The sequence below is a fragment of the Serratia marcescens genome (genome assembly GCF_006715005.1).
GTDB classification, from domain to species: Bacteria; Pseudomonadota; Gammaproteobacteria; order Enterobacterales; family Enterobacteriaceae; genus Serratia; species Serratia montpellierensis.
On sequence record NZ_VFMJ01000001.1, the window covers coordinates 3,261,199 to 3,278,566 of the forward strand.

The 17,368-nt window shown below is 54.5% G+C and carries 18 protein-coding genes; 6 read left to right on the plus strand and 12 right to left on the minus strand.

Annotated elements, in window-relative coordinates; all coding sequences use genetic code 11:
• The first annotated feature begins 45 nt into the window (after window positions 1–45).
• Together FHU12_RS15775 and FHU12_RS15780 are read left to right on the plus strand one after the other, a co-directional pair.
• Window positions 46–861, plus strand: coding sequence for an amino acid ABC transporter permease (locus FHU12_RS15775; protein ID WP_260440782.1), 816 nt, complete (start codon window positions 46–48; stop codon window positions 859–861).
• A 9-nt stretch (window positions 862–870) separates the two neighbouring features.
• Window positions 871–1,698 (plus strand): amino acid ABC transporter ATP-binding protein, encoded by an 828-nt coding sequence (locus FHU12_RS15780; protein WP_049235221.1) that lies wholly within the window; start codon window positions 871–873, stop codon window positions 1,696–1,698.
• A gap of 36 nt (window positions 1,699–1,734) precedes the next feature.
• Here the strand turns inward: FHU12_RS15780 and FHU12_RS15785 are convergent, their stop codons facing one another.
• Window positions 1,735–2,244 carry a VOC family protein gene (locus FHU12_RS15785; protein ID WP_038877409.1) on the minus strand — a complete coding sequence of 170 codons (510 nt, stop codon included), beginning with the start codon at window positions 2,242–2,244 and terminating at the stop codon, window positions 1,735–1,737.
• Window positions 2,245–2,410: 166 nt separating this feature from the next.
• On the opposite strand from FHU12_RS15785, the gene FHU12_RS15790 reads away from it, so the two are divergent.
• On the plus strand, window positions 2,411–2,890 hold the full coding sequence (locus FHU12_RS15790) for a cold-shock protein (protein WP_025301823.1): 480 nt from the start codon (window positions 2,411–2,413) through the stop codon (window positions 2,888–2,890).
• Window positions 2,891–2,914: 24 nt separating this feature from the next.
• Here FHU12_RS15790 and FHU12_RS15795 read toward each other — a convergent pair whose 3' ends face one another.
• From FHU12_RS15795 to FHU12_RS15805, 3 genes are all read right to left on the minus strand, one after another.
• Window positions 2,915–4,363 carry a GGDEF domain-containing protein gene (locus FHU12_RS15795; protein ID WP_230490107.1) on the minus strand — a complete coding sequence of 483 codons (1,449 nt, stop codon included), beginning with the start codon at window positions 4,361–4,363 and terminating at the stop codon, window positions 2,915–2,917.
• 626 nt (window positions 4,364–4,989) lie between these two features.
• Complete coding sequence (locus tag FHU12_RS15800) at window positions 4,990–5,541, minus strand: flavodoxin family protein (RefSeq protein WP_141970437.1); 552 nt, start codon at window positions 5,539–5,541, stop codon at window positions 4,990–4,992.
• A 118-nt stretch (window positions 5,542–5,659) separates the two neighbouring features.
• Complete coding sequence (locus tag FHU12_RS15805; protein ID WP_038877404.1) at window positions 5,660–6,565, minus strand: LysR family transcriptional regulator; 906 nt, start codon at window positions 6,563–6,565, stop codon at window positions 5,660–5,662.
• Window positions 6,566–6,662: 97 nt separating this feature from the next.
• Here FHU12_RS15805 and FHU12_RS15810 point away from each other — a divergent pair, with 97 nt between their 5' ends.
• Window positions 6,663–7,727: an aldo/keto reductase gene (locus tag FHU12_RS15810; RefSeq protein ID WP_141970439.1), complete on the plus strand. Its 1,065-nt coding sequence runs from the start codon at window positions 6,663–6,665 to the stop codon at window positions 7,725–7,727.
• Window positions 7,728–7,907: 180 nt separating this feature from the next.
• On the opposite strand, the gene FHU12_RS15815 is transcribed toward FHU12_RS15810, so the two are convergent.
• The 3 genes from FHU12_RS15815 to FHU12_RS15820 all read right to left on the minus strand — a co-directional run bounded on the left by FHU12_RS15815 (window position 7,908) and on the right by FHU12_RS15820 (window position 10,144).
• Entirely contained in the window at window positions 7,908–9,440 is a 1,533-nt protein-coding gene (locus FHU12_RS15815; protein ID WP_141970441.1) for a glycosyltransferase family 39 protein, read from the minus strand.
• Window positions 9,441–9,565: 125 nt separating this feature from the next.
• Window positions 9,566–9,709, minus strand: coding sequence for a hypothetical protein (locus FHU12_RS27160; RefSeq protein WP_185742315.1), 144 nt, complete (start codon window positions 9,707–9,709; stop codon window positions 9,566–9,568).
• A 108-nt stretch (window positions 9,710–9,817) separates the two neighbouring features.
• The gene (locus tag FHU12_RS15820) at window positions 9,818–10,144 is read right to left on the minus strand and encodes a gamma-glutamylcyclotransferase family protein (RefSeq protein WP_141970443.1); all 327 of its coding nucleotides are present in this window, start codon (window positions 10,142–10,144) and stop codon (window positions 9,818–9,820) included.
• 367 nt (window positions 10,145–10,511) lie between these two features.
• Here FHU12_RS15820 and FHU12_RS15825 point away from each other — a divergent pair, with 367 nt between their 5' ends.
• Window positions 10,512–10,751 (plus strand): hypothetical protein, encoded by a 240-nt coding sequence (locus tag FHU12_RS15825; RefSeq protein WP_141970445.1) that lies wholly within the window; start codon window positions 10,512–10,514, stop codon window positions 10,749–10,751.
• A gap of 23 nt (window positions 10,752–10,774) precedes the next feature.
• On the opposite strand, the gene FHU12_RS15830 is transcribed toward FHU12_RS15825, so the two are convergent.
• Both FHU12_RS15830 and FHU12_RS15835 read right to left on the minus strand, forming a co-directional pair.
• Window positions 10,775–11,578, minus strand: a complete 804-nt coding sequence (locus tag FHU12_RS15830; protein ID WP_063990961.1) for a hypothetical protein — start codon at window positions 11,576–11,578, stop codon at window positions 10,775–10,777.
• An 11-nt stretch (window positions 11,579–11,589) separates the two neighbouring features.
• Entirely contained in the window at window positions 11,590–13,668 is a 2,079-nt protein-coding gene (locus FHU12_RS15835) for a hypothetical protein (RefSeq protein ID WP_141970447.1), read from the minus strand.
• Window positions 13,669–13,911: 243 nt separating this feature from the next.
• On the opposite strand from FHU12_RS15835, the gene FHU12_RS15840 reads away from it, so the two are divergent.
• Window positions 13,912–14,973, plus strand: a complete 1,062-nt coding sequence (locus FHU12_RS15840) for an acyltransferase family protein (protein ID WP_141970448.1) — start codon at window positions 13,912–13,914, stop codon at window positions 14,971–14,973.
• 44 nt (window positions 14,974–15,017) lie between these two features.
• Here the strand turns inward: FHU12_RS15840 and FHU12_RS27445 are convergent, their stop codons facing one another.
• From FHU12_RS27445 to FHU12_RS15855, 3 genes are read right to left on the minus strand one after another with little or no spacing between them, the layout of a single operon-like run.
• The gene (locus tag FHU12_RS27445) at window positions 15,018–15,515 is read right to left on the minus strand and encodes a gp53-like domain-containing protein (RefSeq protein ID WP_260440734.1); all 498 of its coding nucleotides are present in this window, start codon (window positions 15,513–15,515) and stop codon (window positions 15,018–15,020) included.
• 30 nt (window positions 15,516–15,545) lie between these two features.
• Window positions 15,546–16,220: a YmfQ family protein gene (locus FHU12_RS15850; protein ID WP_060433271.1), complete on the minus strand. Its 675-nt coding sequence runs from the start codon at window positions 16,218–16,220 to the stop codon at window positions 15,546–15,548.
• Window positions 16,217–17,365: a baseplate J/gp47 family protein gene (locus tag FHU12_RS15855; RefSeq protein WP_141970450.1), complete on the minus strand. Its 1,149-nt coding sequence runs from the start codon at window positions 17,363–17,365 to the stop codon at window positions 16,217–16,219. The genes FHU12_RS15850 and FHU12_RS15855 overlap by 4 nt, the downstream gene beginning before the upstream one ends.
• Between the last annotated feature and the right edge of the window lie 3 nt (window positions 17,366–17,368).

A 17,368-nucleotide genomic window follows, 5' to 3' on the forward strand; every position in this document is an offset into this window, starting at 1 on the left:
GTGCCCGCCCGCTATCCGCTGCGGCTGATCGGCGCGCTGTTTTAGCTGTTTATTCTGGCCGCCATCGTGCAATCGGTGGCGGGCAACGCGCGCTGGGAATGGGGCGTGTTCGCCGAGTGGTTCTTCGCGCCGGCGGTGCTGGCGGGGCTGGGGCAAACCCTGCTGCTGACGCTGCTCGGTACGCTGTTCAGCATCCTGTTCGGCACCCTGCTGGCGCTGGCGCGGCTGTCGCGCTCCTACCTGCTGGCGTCGCTGGCCTGGGGCTATATCTGGCTGTTTCGCTCGCTGCCGCTGATCCTGGTGCTGATCATCCTGTACAACTTTTCCTACCTGTACGACGCCATCTCGCTGGGCATTCCTTTCACCTCCGTGGTGTTCGCCAGCTTTCCCACCATCGACATTCTCGGCCAGTTCGCCGTGGCGGTGCTGGGCCTGACGCTGGTGCAATCTGCCTATACCGCCGAGATCATCCGCGGCGGCATTTTGGGCGTGGATTACGGCCAGCACGAAGCGGCGGCGGCGCTGGGCCTGCCGGGCTATCGCCGCACCTTCCGCATCATTCTGCCGCAGGCGCTGCGCTCCATTATTCCGACCGGCTTCAACGAGATCATCAGCCTGGCGAAAGGCACCTCAATCGTTTATGTGCTGGCGCTGCCGGAGCTGTTTTACACCATTCAGGTTATCTATAACCGCACCCAGCAGGTGATACCGCTGCTGATGGTCGCCACCGTCTGGTATCTGTTCATCACCACCGCGCTGTCGGTGATCCAATACTACATCGAGCGCTATTTCGCCCGGGGCGCGGTACGCGAACTGCCGCCGACGCCCTGGCAGAAACTGGCCGGCTGGCTAAAACGTTAGGAGACCCGCATGTCTGAAGCCATTGATTATTACGCCTTGCCCGAGCAGCCGGTACGCAATCTCACCCCGGTGCCGGCACGCGGTCTGATCGAAATCAGCAACGTCAGCAAATTCTTCGGCAAACACAAGGCGCTGGACGACGTCAGCCTGACGCTGCAGCCGGGCACCGTCACCGTGATCCTCGGCCCTTCCGGCTCCGGAAAATCGACGCTGCTGCGGGCGATCAACCACCTGGAGCGCGTGGACGAAGGCTTTATCCGCATCGACGGCGACTACGTCGGCTACCGCCGCAAGGGCAACCGGCTGTATGAGCTGAAGGAAAAGGCCATCCTCCGGCAACGCATCAACGTCGGCTATGTGTTCCAAAATTTCAACCTGTTCCCGCACCTGACGGTGCTGGAAAACATCATCGAAGCGCCGGTGGTGCACAAAATTCACTCCCGCGAGCGGGCGAAGGCGGTAGCCTATGAGCTGCTGGATACCGTCGGGCTGCGCCACAAGGCGGACGCCTACCCGCGCCACCTCTCCGGCGGCCAACAGCAACGCATCGCCATCGCGCGCGCGCTGGCGCTGAACCCGAAGGTGATCCTGTTCGATGAACCGACCTCCGCGCTCGATCCCGAGCTGGTCGGCGAAGTGCTGGACGTGATTAAGGGGTTGGCGGATCTGGGCGTCACGCTGGTGGTGGTCACGCATGAAATCGGCTTTGCGCGCGAAGCGGCGGATCGGGTGGTGTTTATGGTCGACGGGCAGATCGTCGAACAGGGCGACGCCAGGCAAGTGTTGGCTCAGCCGCAGCACCCGCGCACCGTCAATTTCCTCAACAAAGTGCTGTGATCGTCGGGGCGCTGCGGCGCCCCGTACCCGAGCCGCTTACCGGCCGGCGAAACGCCGTTTTTCGGCGGCAAAATCCAGCGGGCGGATCCCCTGCTGGTTTTTGTCCTCGTCGGTCAACAGCGCCGGGGGAATAAACCAGGTCACCTCGAACAGCAGCCCGTCCGGATCGTGGCCGTAAATACTTTTGTGCACGCCATGATCCTCTTCCAGCCCGAGAATGCCGCGTTCGGCCAGCTGGTGACGAATACGCTCCAGCTCTTCCAGACTGTCGACTTCCCAGGCCAGATGGTACAGCCCGGCCGGTGGCTCATGCTCCGCCGGCGGCTCGTTGTTGGCGCGAAAGACCCCCGCGCGCTGCTGACCCAGGTTCTTGCTGAACAGCGCCAAATCGTGATCGTTGTCCGAATCGGCGGCCTGGGTAAACACCGCCCGATCGGGGCTGTCGGACGGCTTGAGCTTGAACCCCAACACCTGATGATAAAAGTCGGCGCTCTGCCGCACGTCGCTGACATAAAGCACGGCGTGATTGAGACGTTTAATGCCCATCGATATTCCTTTTTCGCATTGAATGAAGTCAGCATGAACATAGCATGTGGTGGGAAAGCCGCTAAATGCCGTTATCGCATGACTAAATGCCGCCCGCGCAATCTGTCGCTGCAAGGCATTCCGCGCTATCATAAGCGCTGTATAGAACCCTTTTGTGAGAATAGCGATGAACGGCAAGATAACGACTTTTTTTGAAGACAAAGGCTTCGGCTTTATTACCGACGAGAACGGAGAAAATCGTTATTTTCACGTGATTAAAGTGCAGAATCCGGAGCTGATTAAGAAAAACGCGGCGGTGACCTTCGAACCGACCAACAACACCAAAGGCCCGTCGGCTTATGCGGTCAAAGTGTTGGCACCCAGCAAATACATCATCATCGCCAACGAAAGAATCAAGATCACCAGCATCAAGTCTTTCAATACTTTCACTAAGGAAGTGCCGGTCAAAGCCGACGTGGACAAAGAGAACACCGTGCTGTCGGTCGGCCTGCTGATGAACCGCATTCGCCCGCAGTCAGAAGACCAGGCGCAGACCATGCAAACGCTGCGCATGCTGACCATTACCACTTTCCAGAACACCACCCATACCTTCTCCGAACATGAGATCGATATGGATGAAACCATCAAGGCGCTGAAAAGCCTGTAAGCGCCGGTTGCCCAGCGTCGAGCCCTAGCGGAACAGGATATGCTCGACGCTGTTGCCGTTCACCACGTTGAACGACTCCACCCGATTACGCCCCTGCGATTTGGCGCGATACAGCGCGATATCCGCCATATTCATCAGTTGCTCCAGCGATTTCACCTCGTTCATCGCCAGGCTGGCGACGCCGACGCTGATAGTGATTTTCAACGTCTGCTTGCCTTCCGCCTGCAGCTCGGTCTGCTCCACCAGACGACGAAGATGTTCCCCCAGCGCCACGCCCTGCGCCGCCAGCGCGCGCGGCAGCATGATAGCGAACTCTTCCCCGCCCAAACGGCCGAACAGCTGATCGTGCCGCAGCTCGCGCCGCACGACGTGCGCGAACGACGCCAAGACCTGATCGCCGGCGCTGTGGCCGTGCGTATCGTTGATCTGCTTGAAGTGGTCAATGTCGATCAGCAGTAGCGACACCGCCTCTTTGGAGCGGTGCTTGTGCTCCAGCAGCTCGCCCGCTTTGCGCGTCATCGCGCTGCGCGCCAGCACGCCGGTCAGAAAATCGTGGTTGGCACTGTGCTCCAGACGCCGCATCAGCTTGCGGTTGGCGGCGATAGAGCTGGCGAGGATCAGCGGCCCCATCACCAGCATGGCGATGCCCAAGCGGGCAGACATCAGCGTGTCGAGGAAGGCGTTATGGTTGTTCGGCGTTTCATACAGCACCAGGTTGGCGGAAATGCTGCTGATTTCGGTCATGCCGGTCAACAGCGTCAGCAACGTTACGGGGAACAGCGGGTAGCGCACCGCGCACCACAGCAGCGCCGGGATCGGGAAGGCGATGGCGCCCGGCCCGCCAATATAGACGCTGAACGCCAGCGACAGCAGCAACGCCAACAGCGGCAGGCAGCCTTTCAAGCGCCAACGCACCTGCATGCGCAACAGCTGTTTCAATCGCGGCGCCGCCATCAGTACCGGCAACAGCAGCAAGGTCGTCGAGAACTGCTCGCTGAACCAAGCCAGCCAGGCGACCACCACCGTGTTGTTATACAGGCTGTCGTTGCGCAGCACCGACAAGGTCGACGCCACCGCCGCGCCGGCCAGACTGGCGCTGAACATATAGAGTATCGCCTGGGGTTTGCCCATGCGCCGTTGAGATTGGGGCAGCATCAGCATGATGCCGTAACCGACGGCGATCAGCGACATGTTGCAGGCGTTCAGCCACAGCGCCAGAGACCAGCCTTCGCCGGTGCTGAGATCGGCGACAACCATGCCCAGATAGGTGGTAAGCCAGCCGAGCGGCGTGGCGTAAACGGGTTTGCGCAGCAGCAGACCGAGCAGAATCGCATTCACTGGCCAAAATAAGGAAAGCGAACCAATCGGCCGGCTAAGAATACCTACCAGCGAAAGTAAAAAGGCCAGCATGAAAAGATTGATCAGCTGAACCGTCAGAGGCAGGCCATGCCTGGCATTTATTCTGACGTTCATCGCCTCGCCCATATTTTGCTAATAACCAGAATAATAATGTGCATACTCTCTCGCCCGGCCAGTGAGGGATAGTCAACTCGAATTTCAACCAAAAAAGCCAGACAAATCAATAATAAAAAATGTTAACATTTAATTAACAGACTTTTCTTAGCCCCATGCGGCTGCGGCGGGCGCCCCCGCATAGCGTCAGCAAATAATGCCTACTCTGCTGTCAGCATAGCGCATGGCGTAATAGGCCGCCGACGGCGCCAATTACATTAATAAGCTTGTGGTTATTGGTCATTGAATGATGTTTGAATAACTACGCGATTATTTTCCTGCAACTGGGCCGCCCGTGCAATAACAACCCAAAAAAAGCCCGCATAGCGCGGGCTTGCTTGAACAACAGCAAATCGACAGTTACGACACAGCCATACGTTGCATGCCTGTGCTGCTGCGCAGTATAGCGGTGAAAGCTTAAGCAGACCTTAGCAACAAAAAACCCGGTCTAGGAACCGGGAATATTTGTACGAAATGCAGTGTTAGCCCAAGCAGGCTAATAACATTTCGCAGCTTACACGCCAATTGTGCAGAGAAAATGAACGCGGCGTCCGTTCATCCGCGTCCCCCTATCCGCACGGAAGGCCTTACGCCAGTTTGGCGGCAAAGCCCGCTACGCGCTGGCCATAGAGCTTGGCGGTCGCCAGATCGCCCGACAGCATCTCGTCCACGCCGGCATCTGCCGGGGTCTGCACCAGCAGCCCCACCGAACCGCCCAGGTTATTGACGTCGGTGCGCTGCGCCGATTTGGTGTTGGCCGGCAGCAGCCCCAGGCTGACCCACAGGCCGCCATGTTGCGAAGCCAGCGTCTGCAGCGCGATCAGCGTAACCTGCTTGTCACCGTTCAGGCTGGCGCTGTTGGTAAAGCCGCCGAACACTTTGTCCTGCCACTTGCGGCCGAACCAGGCCTTGGAGCTGGCGTCGGCGAATTTCTTGAACTGCCAGGATGGGCCGCCCATATAGGTCGGTGAGCCAAAGATGATGGCGTTCGCCTCATCCAGCGTCTGCCAGGCTTCGTCGCTGATATCACCGTTCTGATCGATGGCGATCAGTGCCGCCCCGGCGCCTTCCGCCACCACTTTCGCCAAACGCTCGGTATGGCCGTAGCCGGAATGAAACACCACTACTGTCTTCGCCATAGAAATTCTCCACTCATTGCACAAAGGCGCCGACGGCGCCCCTCTCGCGTTCAATCTAATCAAGCGCGCAGCGGCTGAATACCGAATAAAACTGACGGTGTTATTCAAAAAAATCGCGCTACGCGCCCTGCTCTGCCTGTTGACGGGCAAAGTCGATAAAAGCGCGCAGCGGGCGCGGCATTTGGCGGTTTGCCGGATAGTACAGGTAGAAACCGGGGAACGGCGGCGTCCAGGCATCGAGCAGCGGCAACAAGCGGCCATCGGCCAAACCGGCGGCGACCTGTTGCTCAAACAGGTAGGCAATGCCCGCCCCATCCATCGCAGCCCGCACCAAGACTTCCGGCTCATCGACTATCACCGGCCCTTCCACGGCGATCTCCTGCTTTTCACCGTCGCACTCAAACTCCCAGCGATACAAACTGCCGTTGGTCGGCCAGCGGTAATTCAAGCAGCGATGTCGATGCAGATCGCCCGGTGTTGACGGCCGGCCGTGACGCGCCAAATACGCCGGTGAAGCAACGACGCGCATCCGCACCTCCCCGCCCAGTTTGACCGCCACCATATCTTTCGCCAGTTTCTCGTGCAGCCGCACGCCGGCGTCAAAACCGCCGGCAACGATATCCACCAACCGCTCCTCAACATTGAGATCGAGCGTAATATCGGGATATTGATGATGAAACGGCGCGATCAAAGGCGCCAGAAAATGTAACGCCGCCACGCGGGTTACATTAAGCCGCAAAAGACCTGAGGGGTTCTGGCGTTGCTCGACCGCCTGTGCCACCGCCGCGTCGATCTCGGCCATCGCGGGCGTCAGGCGCGCCAACATCTGTCTTCCGGCTTCAGTCAGCGCCACACTGCGAGTGGTGCGATTCAGTAAACGCACACCCAAACGCTCCTCCAGGTTGCGCAGCGTTTGGCTGAGCGCCGAAGCGGACATGCCCAAATGTGCAGCGGCGCGAGCGAAACCGCCGTGCTCAACAATCGCGGCAAAGGCGCGCAACTCGGCGAAATCACTGCCCCTCATTATGCTCTCCCTCCTTAATAATTCATGAAGATTATAGCGCATTCCTTAAACAACCTGTGGGCGCTACCGTAGACGCTACCTACACGGGAGAATGCCTATGAACACGTCACTATCGCTGGATCACTATCGTTTATTGGGCCGTTCCGGCCTGCGCGTTTCACCGCTGGCGCTGGGCACCATGACCTTCGGTGCCGACTGGGGCTGGGGCGCCGAACTGGCCGAAGCCCGCCGTCTGTTTGACGTTTATGTCGAACGCGGCGGCAACTTTATCGATACCGCCAACCGCTATACCGAGGGCAGCGCCGAACGTTTCGTGGGGGAGTTCGCCGCCGGGCGCCGCGATCGGTTGGTGATCGCCACCAAATACACCCTGCCGATGCAGCCGGACGATCCCAATTCCGGCGGCAATCACCGCAAAAGCATGCTGCGATCGGTGGAGGGAAGCCTGCAACGGCTCAATACCGATTACATCGACCTGCTCTATCTGCACGCCTGGGATTTCACCACGTCGGTGGAAGAGATCATGCGCACCATGGACGATTTGGTACGCGCCGGGAAAGTGCTGTATGTGGCAGTATCGGACCTTCCCGCCTGGCAGGCGTCGAGAATGCAAATGCTGGCGGACCTGCGTGGCTGGTCGCCACTGATCGCTCTGCAAATCGAGTACAGTCTGCTGGAGCGCACCGTCGAACGCGAGCTGATGCCGATGGCGCAAGAATTGGGGATGGGCGTGATCCCTTGGTCGCCGCTGGCCGGCGGCGTATTAAGCGGCAAATACCGGCGGCAGGATCTGCAACCGTCGCCCGATGAGGCGGGCTCTCGGCGTGAAGCCGTGCGCGCCAAGGGCACATTGAACGCACACAATCTTGATATCGCCGACGCCGTCAACCAGATAGCTGATGAGACGGGATATTCCCCATCACAAATCGCGCTGGCCTGGACACTGCGTCACCCGACGGTCACCGCGCCGATCGTCGGCGCCCGAACCCTGGCGCAATTGGAAGATAACCTCGGCGCATTGAAGGTGACGCTGGCGGAAGATCATTGGCGACAATTGGACGATCTCAGCGCCATCGAGCTGGGATTCCCGCACGATTTTCTCGCCCTGCCGGTCACCCGCAACATCATGACCGGCGGCGTGCATCTCGCCGGGCGCAGATAAAAAAAATCCCGCGCAAGGCGGGATAAACTTAACAGGGATGGGGTAATACACTACAGGGAATGGATAACACACAACATCATCGGGTAGAGCTACAGTACCAATCCCAATGTATAGAACTGTCATCCCCGCGTAAGTTTGCTCGGCCAGATGTAACGCCGAATGGGAAATATGACATTTTGCTCAACGCACCACGAACAGGCGCGATTCGAAACCGCCGCTCTTGAAGGTGCCGGTATTGACCCACCCTGTCGGCGAACGGCCGAAGTCCTGATTGAAATCCCCGCCGCTGACCAGCCAGACCCGGCGATGGCCTTTCGATAAAACGCTGAGCTTATCGACATAGGTCTGCGCCGCTCGATCGTGGAAAAAGGTGCCGAAGCCATAGGCATTGGGCTTGCCCGAAATGCCGTTGGGCCTGGCCGGGGTATACAGCAGGGCGCGATAGCCCTGTTTGTTGTAATACACGTAGCTCAGGTAGTTGAACATGTTGCTGACCACCACCGCATCGTTAGGCTGATAGTGGCTGTTGATATAGTGCACCATCACCTTGAACTCATCTTTCTCGACCGGGTAGTCGTTACGCACGCCGCAGCCGAACAGCAGGCTGAAGAACAGCAGCAAAGAGATCCCGCGCACCCGGCTTTTCGTTCCGGCGATCAGCACGCCCAACACCAGCGGAATGCCGAGCGCAGCCGAGTAGAGATAGCGATCGACAAACAGCGGCGAACGCCAGGAAATGGCGAAGACCAACGTCACCGGGATCAGAATGCCGCCGAGCAGCAGCAGCGAGAATGTCCTTGGCATCGCGCGCCGTTTCAGCAGCAGCGCGCACAACGCGACAAACATCGCCGGCAGCAGCCAGAGAATGATCGTGGGATAGTTGCTGCCGTCGTGGCCGGTGAGAAAACGCCAATACATTGCCGGCAGATCGCCCCAGGAAACCTGAGGGATCCAACCGACGTCGCCGCCAACCCGCAGCTCGGCGATATGCGCCAGCAGATTGAACAGCACCAGCAGCCAGGGAATGTAGGCCACCCCGATCGCCACATTGGCCAGCCACCACGCCGGCTGCTTGATGTAACGTACGCCTTCGTGGCGGCACGACAGCGCCAGCACCACCAGCCAGTGGGCGATCAGCGTGAAAATGGTGAAGTAATGGGTATAAAAGCTCAGCGTCATCAATAGCGCATACAGCGCCAGATAGCGGCGGTTATCCGGCGTTTTCAGCCACTTCGCCAACGCCATGGCGGCGACGATCGCCAGCATCCCCATCAGCGCGTACATCCGCGCCTCCTGGCTGTAACGCACCGCCATCGGCATGATTGCCATCAGCCACCCCGCGACCAGCGCCGCCCGCTCATTGGCCAACCAGCGGGTAAAGCGCATCGCCAGCGCCACCGTCGCCACGCCGAACACCAGGCTCAGCGAACGGGCCGCCATAATGCCGTCGCCAAACAGCACCATCCAGCCATGCAACAGCAGGTAATAAAGCGGCGGGTGAACATCGAAGGAAGCGTGGTACAGCAAAGCGCCCACATCATAGCGGCTGGTCAGCACGCTGGAGGCTTCATCGCACCAAAAATACCGATCCGTTAAGGAAATAAACCGCACGATCGCCGAAAACGCCACGATCGCCAACGCGTAATGTTTGTAACCGATGCCCTTTAAGCCGTTGTTGCTCAAAGAGACATTCGAAACCTGTTGCAGTGACATAACCGCATTCCGCCCAAGAGAACCACACAGTGTGGAGACGCAGCGTCATCATTGCCGACGGTGGGTAAATGGCGGGTAAATCAGTGCGAAAAAGTCGGCGCAGTCACCGCGGCGCCGCACGGCTCTCAGCGGACTTCAACGCTGATGTCCGGGTAGGCCTTCTCGCCGTCGCTGAGGTAATGCCCCAGCGCCCGGTAAGCCATCACGTACAGCACGGCGGCGGCGCACAGGCACAGCAAGGTCACGAGCAGGAATCTGGATTTGCGCACGATAGGCTCCATGGGGAAATTTTCGCCTATTGTAGCGCGGCAAAATAAACGAAAGTTCAATTGCCGGCGGGTCGAGCGCCTCGCACTCATTCGGCGAGGCGGCTCGTATCATTTCTTCAACATGTAGATAAACGAATCGACGGTTTCGCCGCCGGTGGTGGTGACGCTGACCGCTACCCGTTCATACCCCTCGCCTTCGAACGCATCGAGAGTCGACCAGTGGTTGACGAGATTAGCTGAACGGAACAGAAAACCGTTCACCCGATTGCCGCTGTTATCCAACACGATGCCCGGGTAGCCCATCTCGGCGCCCCAGCCTTCGTTAAGCAGCGATCCGCCAACGCTGCCTTCTTCCCAGCTGCCGCCGATAGCTTCCATTATGTGTGCGTTGGGTCTGCCTGGCCCCAGGGTGCCGTAAACGAATAAGCTTTGCATTTTTCATTCTGCCACTGACTGAAAGTTAGCGAACGAACATAGCACGACGCGCAGCGGCGAGCCAACGGGAGTACGGGTTACGCAGTCGAGTTTTCAAGGGAACAAGTAGGGGGAAGAAAATCAAGGGAGTAATGGCACGCCCTATAGGATTCGAACCTATGACCTACGGCTTAGAAGAAAGTGACATAAAGATTAACCTATTGTAATTAAAGGCCGTTCTGCATTCACAGTGACACGAATCGGCAAGTGGTGACATATTAGTGGCGCCTTAATGGCACCATAGTGACGTCACCAATATGACACCATCCCTACCCATCAATCCCACCACCAGCTACCATTACTGCACACCCACCAGCGGAGCAGAGCAATGGGCAGCATCACCCTCGCCGGCCGGCAGATCTTCATTCTCAACGAAAACGACCGATATCCAGAACCACAGCAAAACAGCCCGCCGATGTTCGCAATCCGCGAAGACGAAGAGCAGCAGCACTGGCTTTATGTTTGGCACAAGAGCCGCTGGCCGCTCGTATCAGAAACGCCATTCGAAACAGAGGGCAAAGCCGTTGATGCAGCACTCGCATTCGACTTTGCCACGCTTTACAAATAGCCGGGTTCCCTCCCGGCATCAGATCACGCCGTCAAGCTTGCTTTTCGCGCATTCAGCCATGAGTAAATTACAGTCTTGGTGACACTATCCACTGTCGTGGGAATAACCAACAGCTCGGCCAGGTCGCCGATATATCCGATTGAAATCGGGTTTCCCGCGCTCCCAACGACAAGCCGCCGACTATCGGTTGTGGCGAACGGAATGGCGCCAACAGACTTTTGCTGCAGCAATGTGCCGTCATGCTCCCATCTGTGCATTCCTGGGTTAATTTCGATTAACGCCGTGTGCCAGACGTTATCGCGGAATGATAGCGTGCTGTTGATTGGATAGTTTGCATCAGTGATCGGTGACGTGGCGCCGTGGTTAATCCAAAGCGCGTTACCAACGTAACTATCTTCCCCAAAGCGGACGCGCAGACGGTTCGGGTCTGCTGCATTATTCCCGAACAGGTTACCGCCAGTATTGCCTGATGGCATGCGGTATAGCGCCGCGACCGTCATCACGCCATTGGCTGGCAACGCCTCATAGGCATTTTGCGAAATGACGGCACCGTTGTTTGTTGGCCCAGGGGCGCCAAAATTCAGGATTGGCTTACCATTCGACGCAGCTTTACGCGGCATATTTGACAACAGCGGCGCCCAATTCGGGTTCCCGCCCCGATCAAGAATAAGCTTAACGTTTGTTCCATCATCTGACAGCAGACCATTCGCAGTAGAGATCCACGCGGACGGCCTTTTGCGTAAAATAAACTCTTCCTCAGGTGACAGGTTCAAAACCGGCAGGCTTGGATTAACGATTTTCGTTCTTGATTTGATTGATACGATCATTGAGTTACCCTTTAAAATGGAATTTCTTTGATAAACGCCGGCATCCAGTTGTGATTAGTTGCAGAGTCATAAAGGGATACATGGTTTGTGCTGTCTCTAATGCAGCCACGCGCGCCAACGACAGGGCCATCCTGAGTTGTATTCCCGTCGTTTCTTTTAATCCCATAGCCAATGCGAACCGCCGATGGATTAAGAGGAGCGACTGATAGAGCAATATCAATCACGGAGTTACTTGCCAGGGTGACACTCGAAATAACGATAGGTGTCGAACTTCTGTCATCTAATACAAAACCCATGCCATTACCGAGGCCGGATACTGTAATTGTATCTCCAGTGGAGTCGATAACTAACGGCGGAGTCGGCACATCAAAAACCAAACTTAATAGCGTCGGCGTCCTCCAGATATAATTGACAAGCTTTATCGTCCTCCATCCAGTTCCGAAGAATTCCCACATCAAAGCGCGCGAAACCATTTGTCCCCGCCGGTTCTGTCCCAGGCTGTTGATATGAATTACATCAGCATATGGGAATGGGTAAACAGGTCCTGCCAAACGAATATTACCAACCCCGTCAAGGTCATATTGAGCCTGTCGTACTGGCTGATCCCATAGCCCACGAGAGTTTGGTGTAAATGCGCTTTGGCAAACGATAATCCGCACGTTGCCGCTCTGTTTTGTAATGCGCTTTACTTCTGAGTTAAAGTCAGCATCTAACTGCTGAAGCTGGCGTTTGTATCGCTCAGTAGTCATCGCAGGTATATTCTCTGAATCTGTCTCGCCAGCCATAACATCAAGACACGCGACCACAGGCTTCCACCCATTTTTAATGCAGATGTTTTTGGCGTCAACAACCCCCTGAATCATGGCTTGCCATGCCGGCGTACCTTTTGTCAGATCTTGAAATGCTTTACCTCCCTCTGCCGCAACGAATGACAACGTTCTGATGGAGTGACCAGTGATTGTCTGAACCATCTGGAACGTGTGAGACGCCAGGCTGCTGGCCGCCGTTTCTTTCAAACCTCCGGCGCTGATAGCTTCTTTCAAGGGTGTAAGCGATGTGATCTCAGTAACACCCCTATTTGGTCTGGTTCCTGCAAACATCAGGCAGTTATCTGGATAAAGTGGAATTACAGCCGTCAGGGTGTCAGAAGCATCACCGTTGTAACCCTGAGCAAGTGATTGACCCCACGTTACGAAGATAAAGCAGACGTTATCATCGATGTTTACCGAAACTCTTGTACCAACCCCGCCCGCAATTGTGGCTACGGCCGATGCATAGACAATCGCTGATTCTTTATTTTCTGGCTCACCACCTGACACCCTTTTGAGTCCAGACTCAGATGCCAGGTAGTATCCGCCATCATATGTCCATGCCTCAATTATGCGCTTATCAGCATCAAGAATTACCTCACGGCAGATCGATCCATCTGATAAAACCAAGTCCTGAGCTTTATAAGAAAATTTGGCTACCAGCGAGTTGTCAAACGCGGCATCTTGCCATTCGCCAAATTCATCTACACTACCCACCCTGCCGGACTTGCTCATGAACGGCGCTACAACGCCGTCATCATACTCAACAACAGTAGCAATGTCCTGCATAGACAATGCACTATCTGGATAGTTTTGTATTGCTTCGAATAACTCATCCGATAGTTTTTCTTGAGAATTTACGCCCGGTGTTTCTGAAATTAAAAGTGGCAAGCCATTATTGTTAATGTAATATTTAAACCCTTTCCCGTCCCCAAGCCCAACACGGAAGCTCTTCCCAAGCGGAGTCCCGGCAATCCCAGCAATCGTCCCGTCGGGGTCTGACGGTGTGGTGTAGTAGGTATTGGCGTCTGCGACGTTCTGGGCGTTGTCTGCTGCCTGCTTAGCCTCATCCGTATACTGCTCAATGCTCTTTTGCGCACCAGTTATTTCATCTATGCGATCGGCAACCTGCCGGCGCACTGTCGGGAATGGTTTTTGAAACCGATCGTAAGCCTCATCTTGTTCGCCGTTAAGGAAGTCATCATAAGCAAGGGCGTTATCGTTTAAGTCCTTCATGCTGTTAGAAGGACGTGGGTTTCCGGTGTTGTATCTTTGGGCCATAAAATTTCCTGATGGTAATTTTACCGTTAACATTTAGCGGGAGGATGCCCACTGAAAGGCTGTGCTTCTGTCGGTCAGTTCACGCTGTAACCCCGGGCATAACACCTGTGCCGACGGCGCCATCGACTGGCAATCCTTCAGATGACATGGATTACTCTCCAATATTGCAGTGGGTAGGTGATTGGTTTGTGTGTATATGTTAAAATACCTAATAAAATTAAATATATTGGTGAAAAACAAGAGATGAAGAAACAACTTAACCCATGGTTAGATATATGCCGAGCAACTGCAATATTGCTTGTTCTACTCTCCCACGGTCGAATTTTCATCACACCAATATTCCCTAACGCTAACATATTAAAATTCGGCGGATTTCTTGGGGTTGAGTTTTTTTTCGTGCTTTCCGGCTTTTTAATCGGGGGGATTATTTTAGATAAAATAAAAACTTCTAAGTCGCCAGCATCATGGGTTCCTGAATTTTGGGGTAGAAGATGGATGCGTACATACCCAAGCTACTTACTTTTTATTATTATTAACATTTTAATAATATCTAGTGTTAGGCAGGAACCATTCCCTAATCTAGTAAAGTTTCTTACATTTACTCAAAGCTTATTATCTCCTCACCCATCATTTTTCGGTGAGGCATGGAGCCTTGCGGTAGAAGAGATTTTTTATTTTATAACTCCAATCGTACTATCAGTTTTTATTGCTATAACCAACAATAAAAGAATCAGTGTTTTATTAACCATCTCCTTACTAATCATAATTCCAGTCATGCTGCGTATTCATGCATCTCTATATACCGACATGACTTTCAACGAAATCAGGTCAACTGCACTCTGTAGAATAGACTCCATAATGATTGGTGTCATAGCAGTCATTGCTTATAATAAAATCGGTTCCACGCGTATAGTTAAGACTGGAGTTCTACTAATACCTTTATGCATTTACATTGCGTCCAAACCCGACTCATTCATGGATGAAAGTAAAATTTTAAAAGTACTTTTATTCCCGGTTGCAAATGTAGGATTTGCTTGCTTAATTTGCGCCGGATATAGAATTAGCGCAAGTCCAATAATTAACTATCCATTCTCAAAAATCGCACGATGGTCATACGCAGCTTATTTGACAAACCTTCCAGCATTAGTATCAATACGTTATTTTTTCCTACCCCCTACAACTTTTCTCGAATGTTTAATGCAATGGTTCCTTTTCATTTTCATTACTTTGTTAAGTGCCTGGTTGGTCTACTCATTTTTCGAAAAGTCAGTTTTATCCATGAGGGATAAACTAATTCCAAGTTGAGAGTTTATTTTCAAAGCAGGGGGTTCTGAGCCCCCGTTTCTTAACTAAAAACCAACTGACAACCACATAAAGTTGTTCAAAACTGCAGCATCAACCCCAAGCCTACCGTAGGCATTAAAACCGATTTTATTCACCTCACCAACCGTAGAAAACCTTCCATCACCTGCAGTGATTTTTACTGCAGAAACATAGAACACAGCACTATTATACTCCTTGGGGAAATTTATATTAACAGATGTATTGTCAGTATATTCCGTACCCCATTGAATTATTAGTCCAGAGGGTAATTCTTGGTAACCTCTGGGCTGTAGTAACGAATTAAACCCATCGGCAATAATAGTTTGAATGGATTTATATACTTGATGATCATCTGTAGGATCTAGTTCTAAACCAGCACCCTCGACAACACCAACTAACTCGCGCTGGAACGTGTTCAACATCTCCGCATTGATAATGGTCGGCGGGATGCCCTGCGCCACATTACCATTCGTATATTCGCCGTTTGCATCTGCTGTATCAGTTGTGCTTCCTACCTTTCTCATGATAACTCCTGAAATTTGATATAGATTTGTTTAGAGATAGCCCGATGCAGTGTCGAACATATCGGCAAATTCTGGGGTAACGTCGTAAACGCCCTCGTCGTTAAATCCAAAATTGATATAGCCAAATTTAACGATCGTATGCGAAGGTGCGAGCGCGTTCATTCGACACTCAAGCTGCTTATTCCCCCATGAACGCAGCGGATCTCCGCAGTAACTCATCCCGGCTCGGGCATAGGAAATGGTTGTTTCCTCTGCCTCCACCAGCCACACAAAAGGCCAGTCGTCGCCATTTAACCCATCGCCACACACAGACAGCCCGGCGCGCGCCTGGCGGTATTCCTTGATGGTGATGTTGTAACCGAGCGCTCTGGCGATACCGATAAAATAGGTGCGTGACTGGCCTCCGGTACTGATAAATTTTGATACCACGGCCGCCTGGCGTTTCGCTATCGTGTCAACCTCACCGATCGAACAGTCATCCGGCAAGCCGAGAGTTTTTTCCCACTCAGTCAGCATGATGGTTGCGGTTTCAGGGAAAGCGCCCACAAGCAACGCTATCGCATCGTTATCGCTACGCTGAAACCCTGTAGCCAGAGCCCGAATAACTGCCCCCTGAACCCCGCCAGGGTCGCGCGGCCACGCTAACCCGGTTGGGATCAACGCCTGTAGCGCGCGCGAATACTCCTTTACGGTAAACTGGCTCATGTGTAGTTCACCTCGCCACGCACCGGCAGTTCCCCTACCCCCAGATCGATATTCGTTGTTGGGGAAATAAGGATAAAGCCTGCTGTGCCATCAATGTCTCCGATTGCCCTGTTCAGGTCAGAGAGGAAGATCTTGCCATTGCCGACCGGCGTTCCACCTTCGAAAAAGACATTGTCGATAGCCGCCGCAATGGCCGTGGTAATGTCGCTGCCAACATGTGAAATGCCGCTGATCTCAAAATCCACCGTCTTGGCCACTGGCGAACAAACGTAAACAAGCGCAGTGACTGGCGCGCGTGGGTAGATGTAATCAGCCACACGCCCCTGATCTCCGGTAGCCTTCTGTGCGCCCCAGTCATCCAACTGAGAAATACCGTCAGTCCCTACCGGGAAACCGTGATTGGTTTCGTCGTTGCCGTCGCACATGATGTACACCCCAACCGTACCGGCCCCCATCAGGCGCCGTTTGGGCCAGCAACGTGTAACGCCAGGCACCGCCAGCGCCCACTGCTCGTAATCGGTATCGCTGCCGCCCTGGGGCGGATTTTGATAGGCCAGCAGCATACGGGCGCGGAAACTTTCCTGGGTCTCGATATCTGCTCCGCCGGTTGCGGGCTCGAGCATTACGCCGCTGGCATCAATGCCAGGTAGTGAAACATCCAGTGTCAGGGTCGTCCCGGCATCCGCATTACCTTCAATACCGCCCCCAGTAGGGTCGTCAATGATGTCGGGCAATATTGCGGTAAGCTTGCCAACACCTTTCCCGGTTGCCCCGATCGTTACGCTCTCTTCAAGCCGGTAGAGATAACCATCACCACGGCGCAACACAGCGCCTTTGTTGACGGGAGTCCCCACAGTTCCGCTAAATTCATAAGACGGTGTGGATGCCGGATTGGCCGGGTTTTGGTAAACACTTTTAAGGCCAGCCCATCCCGATAGCCATTCATCAGTGGCATTAAAAGGGGTGGACTGCAGCGCGATATAATCCAGGTACCCGTAATGTAAATGGGCCAGGCCGGCGTCGGCATCTGCCAAAACACGCATGTTGGAATAGCGCAACAGCGCACCGGTCTTTCTCAGTTCAGCCTGAAGCTGTGTGCGACTCTTCTCACGCAATTCGGTGAGTGTCGGTCGATTGAAAGGCATAGT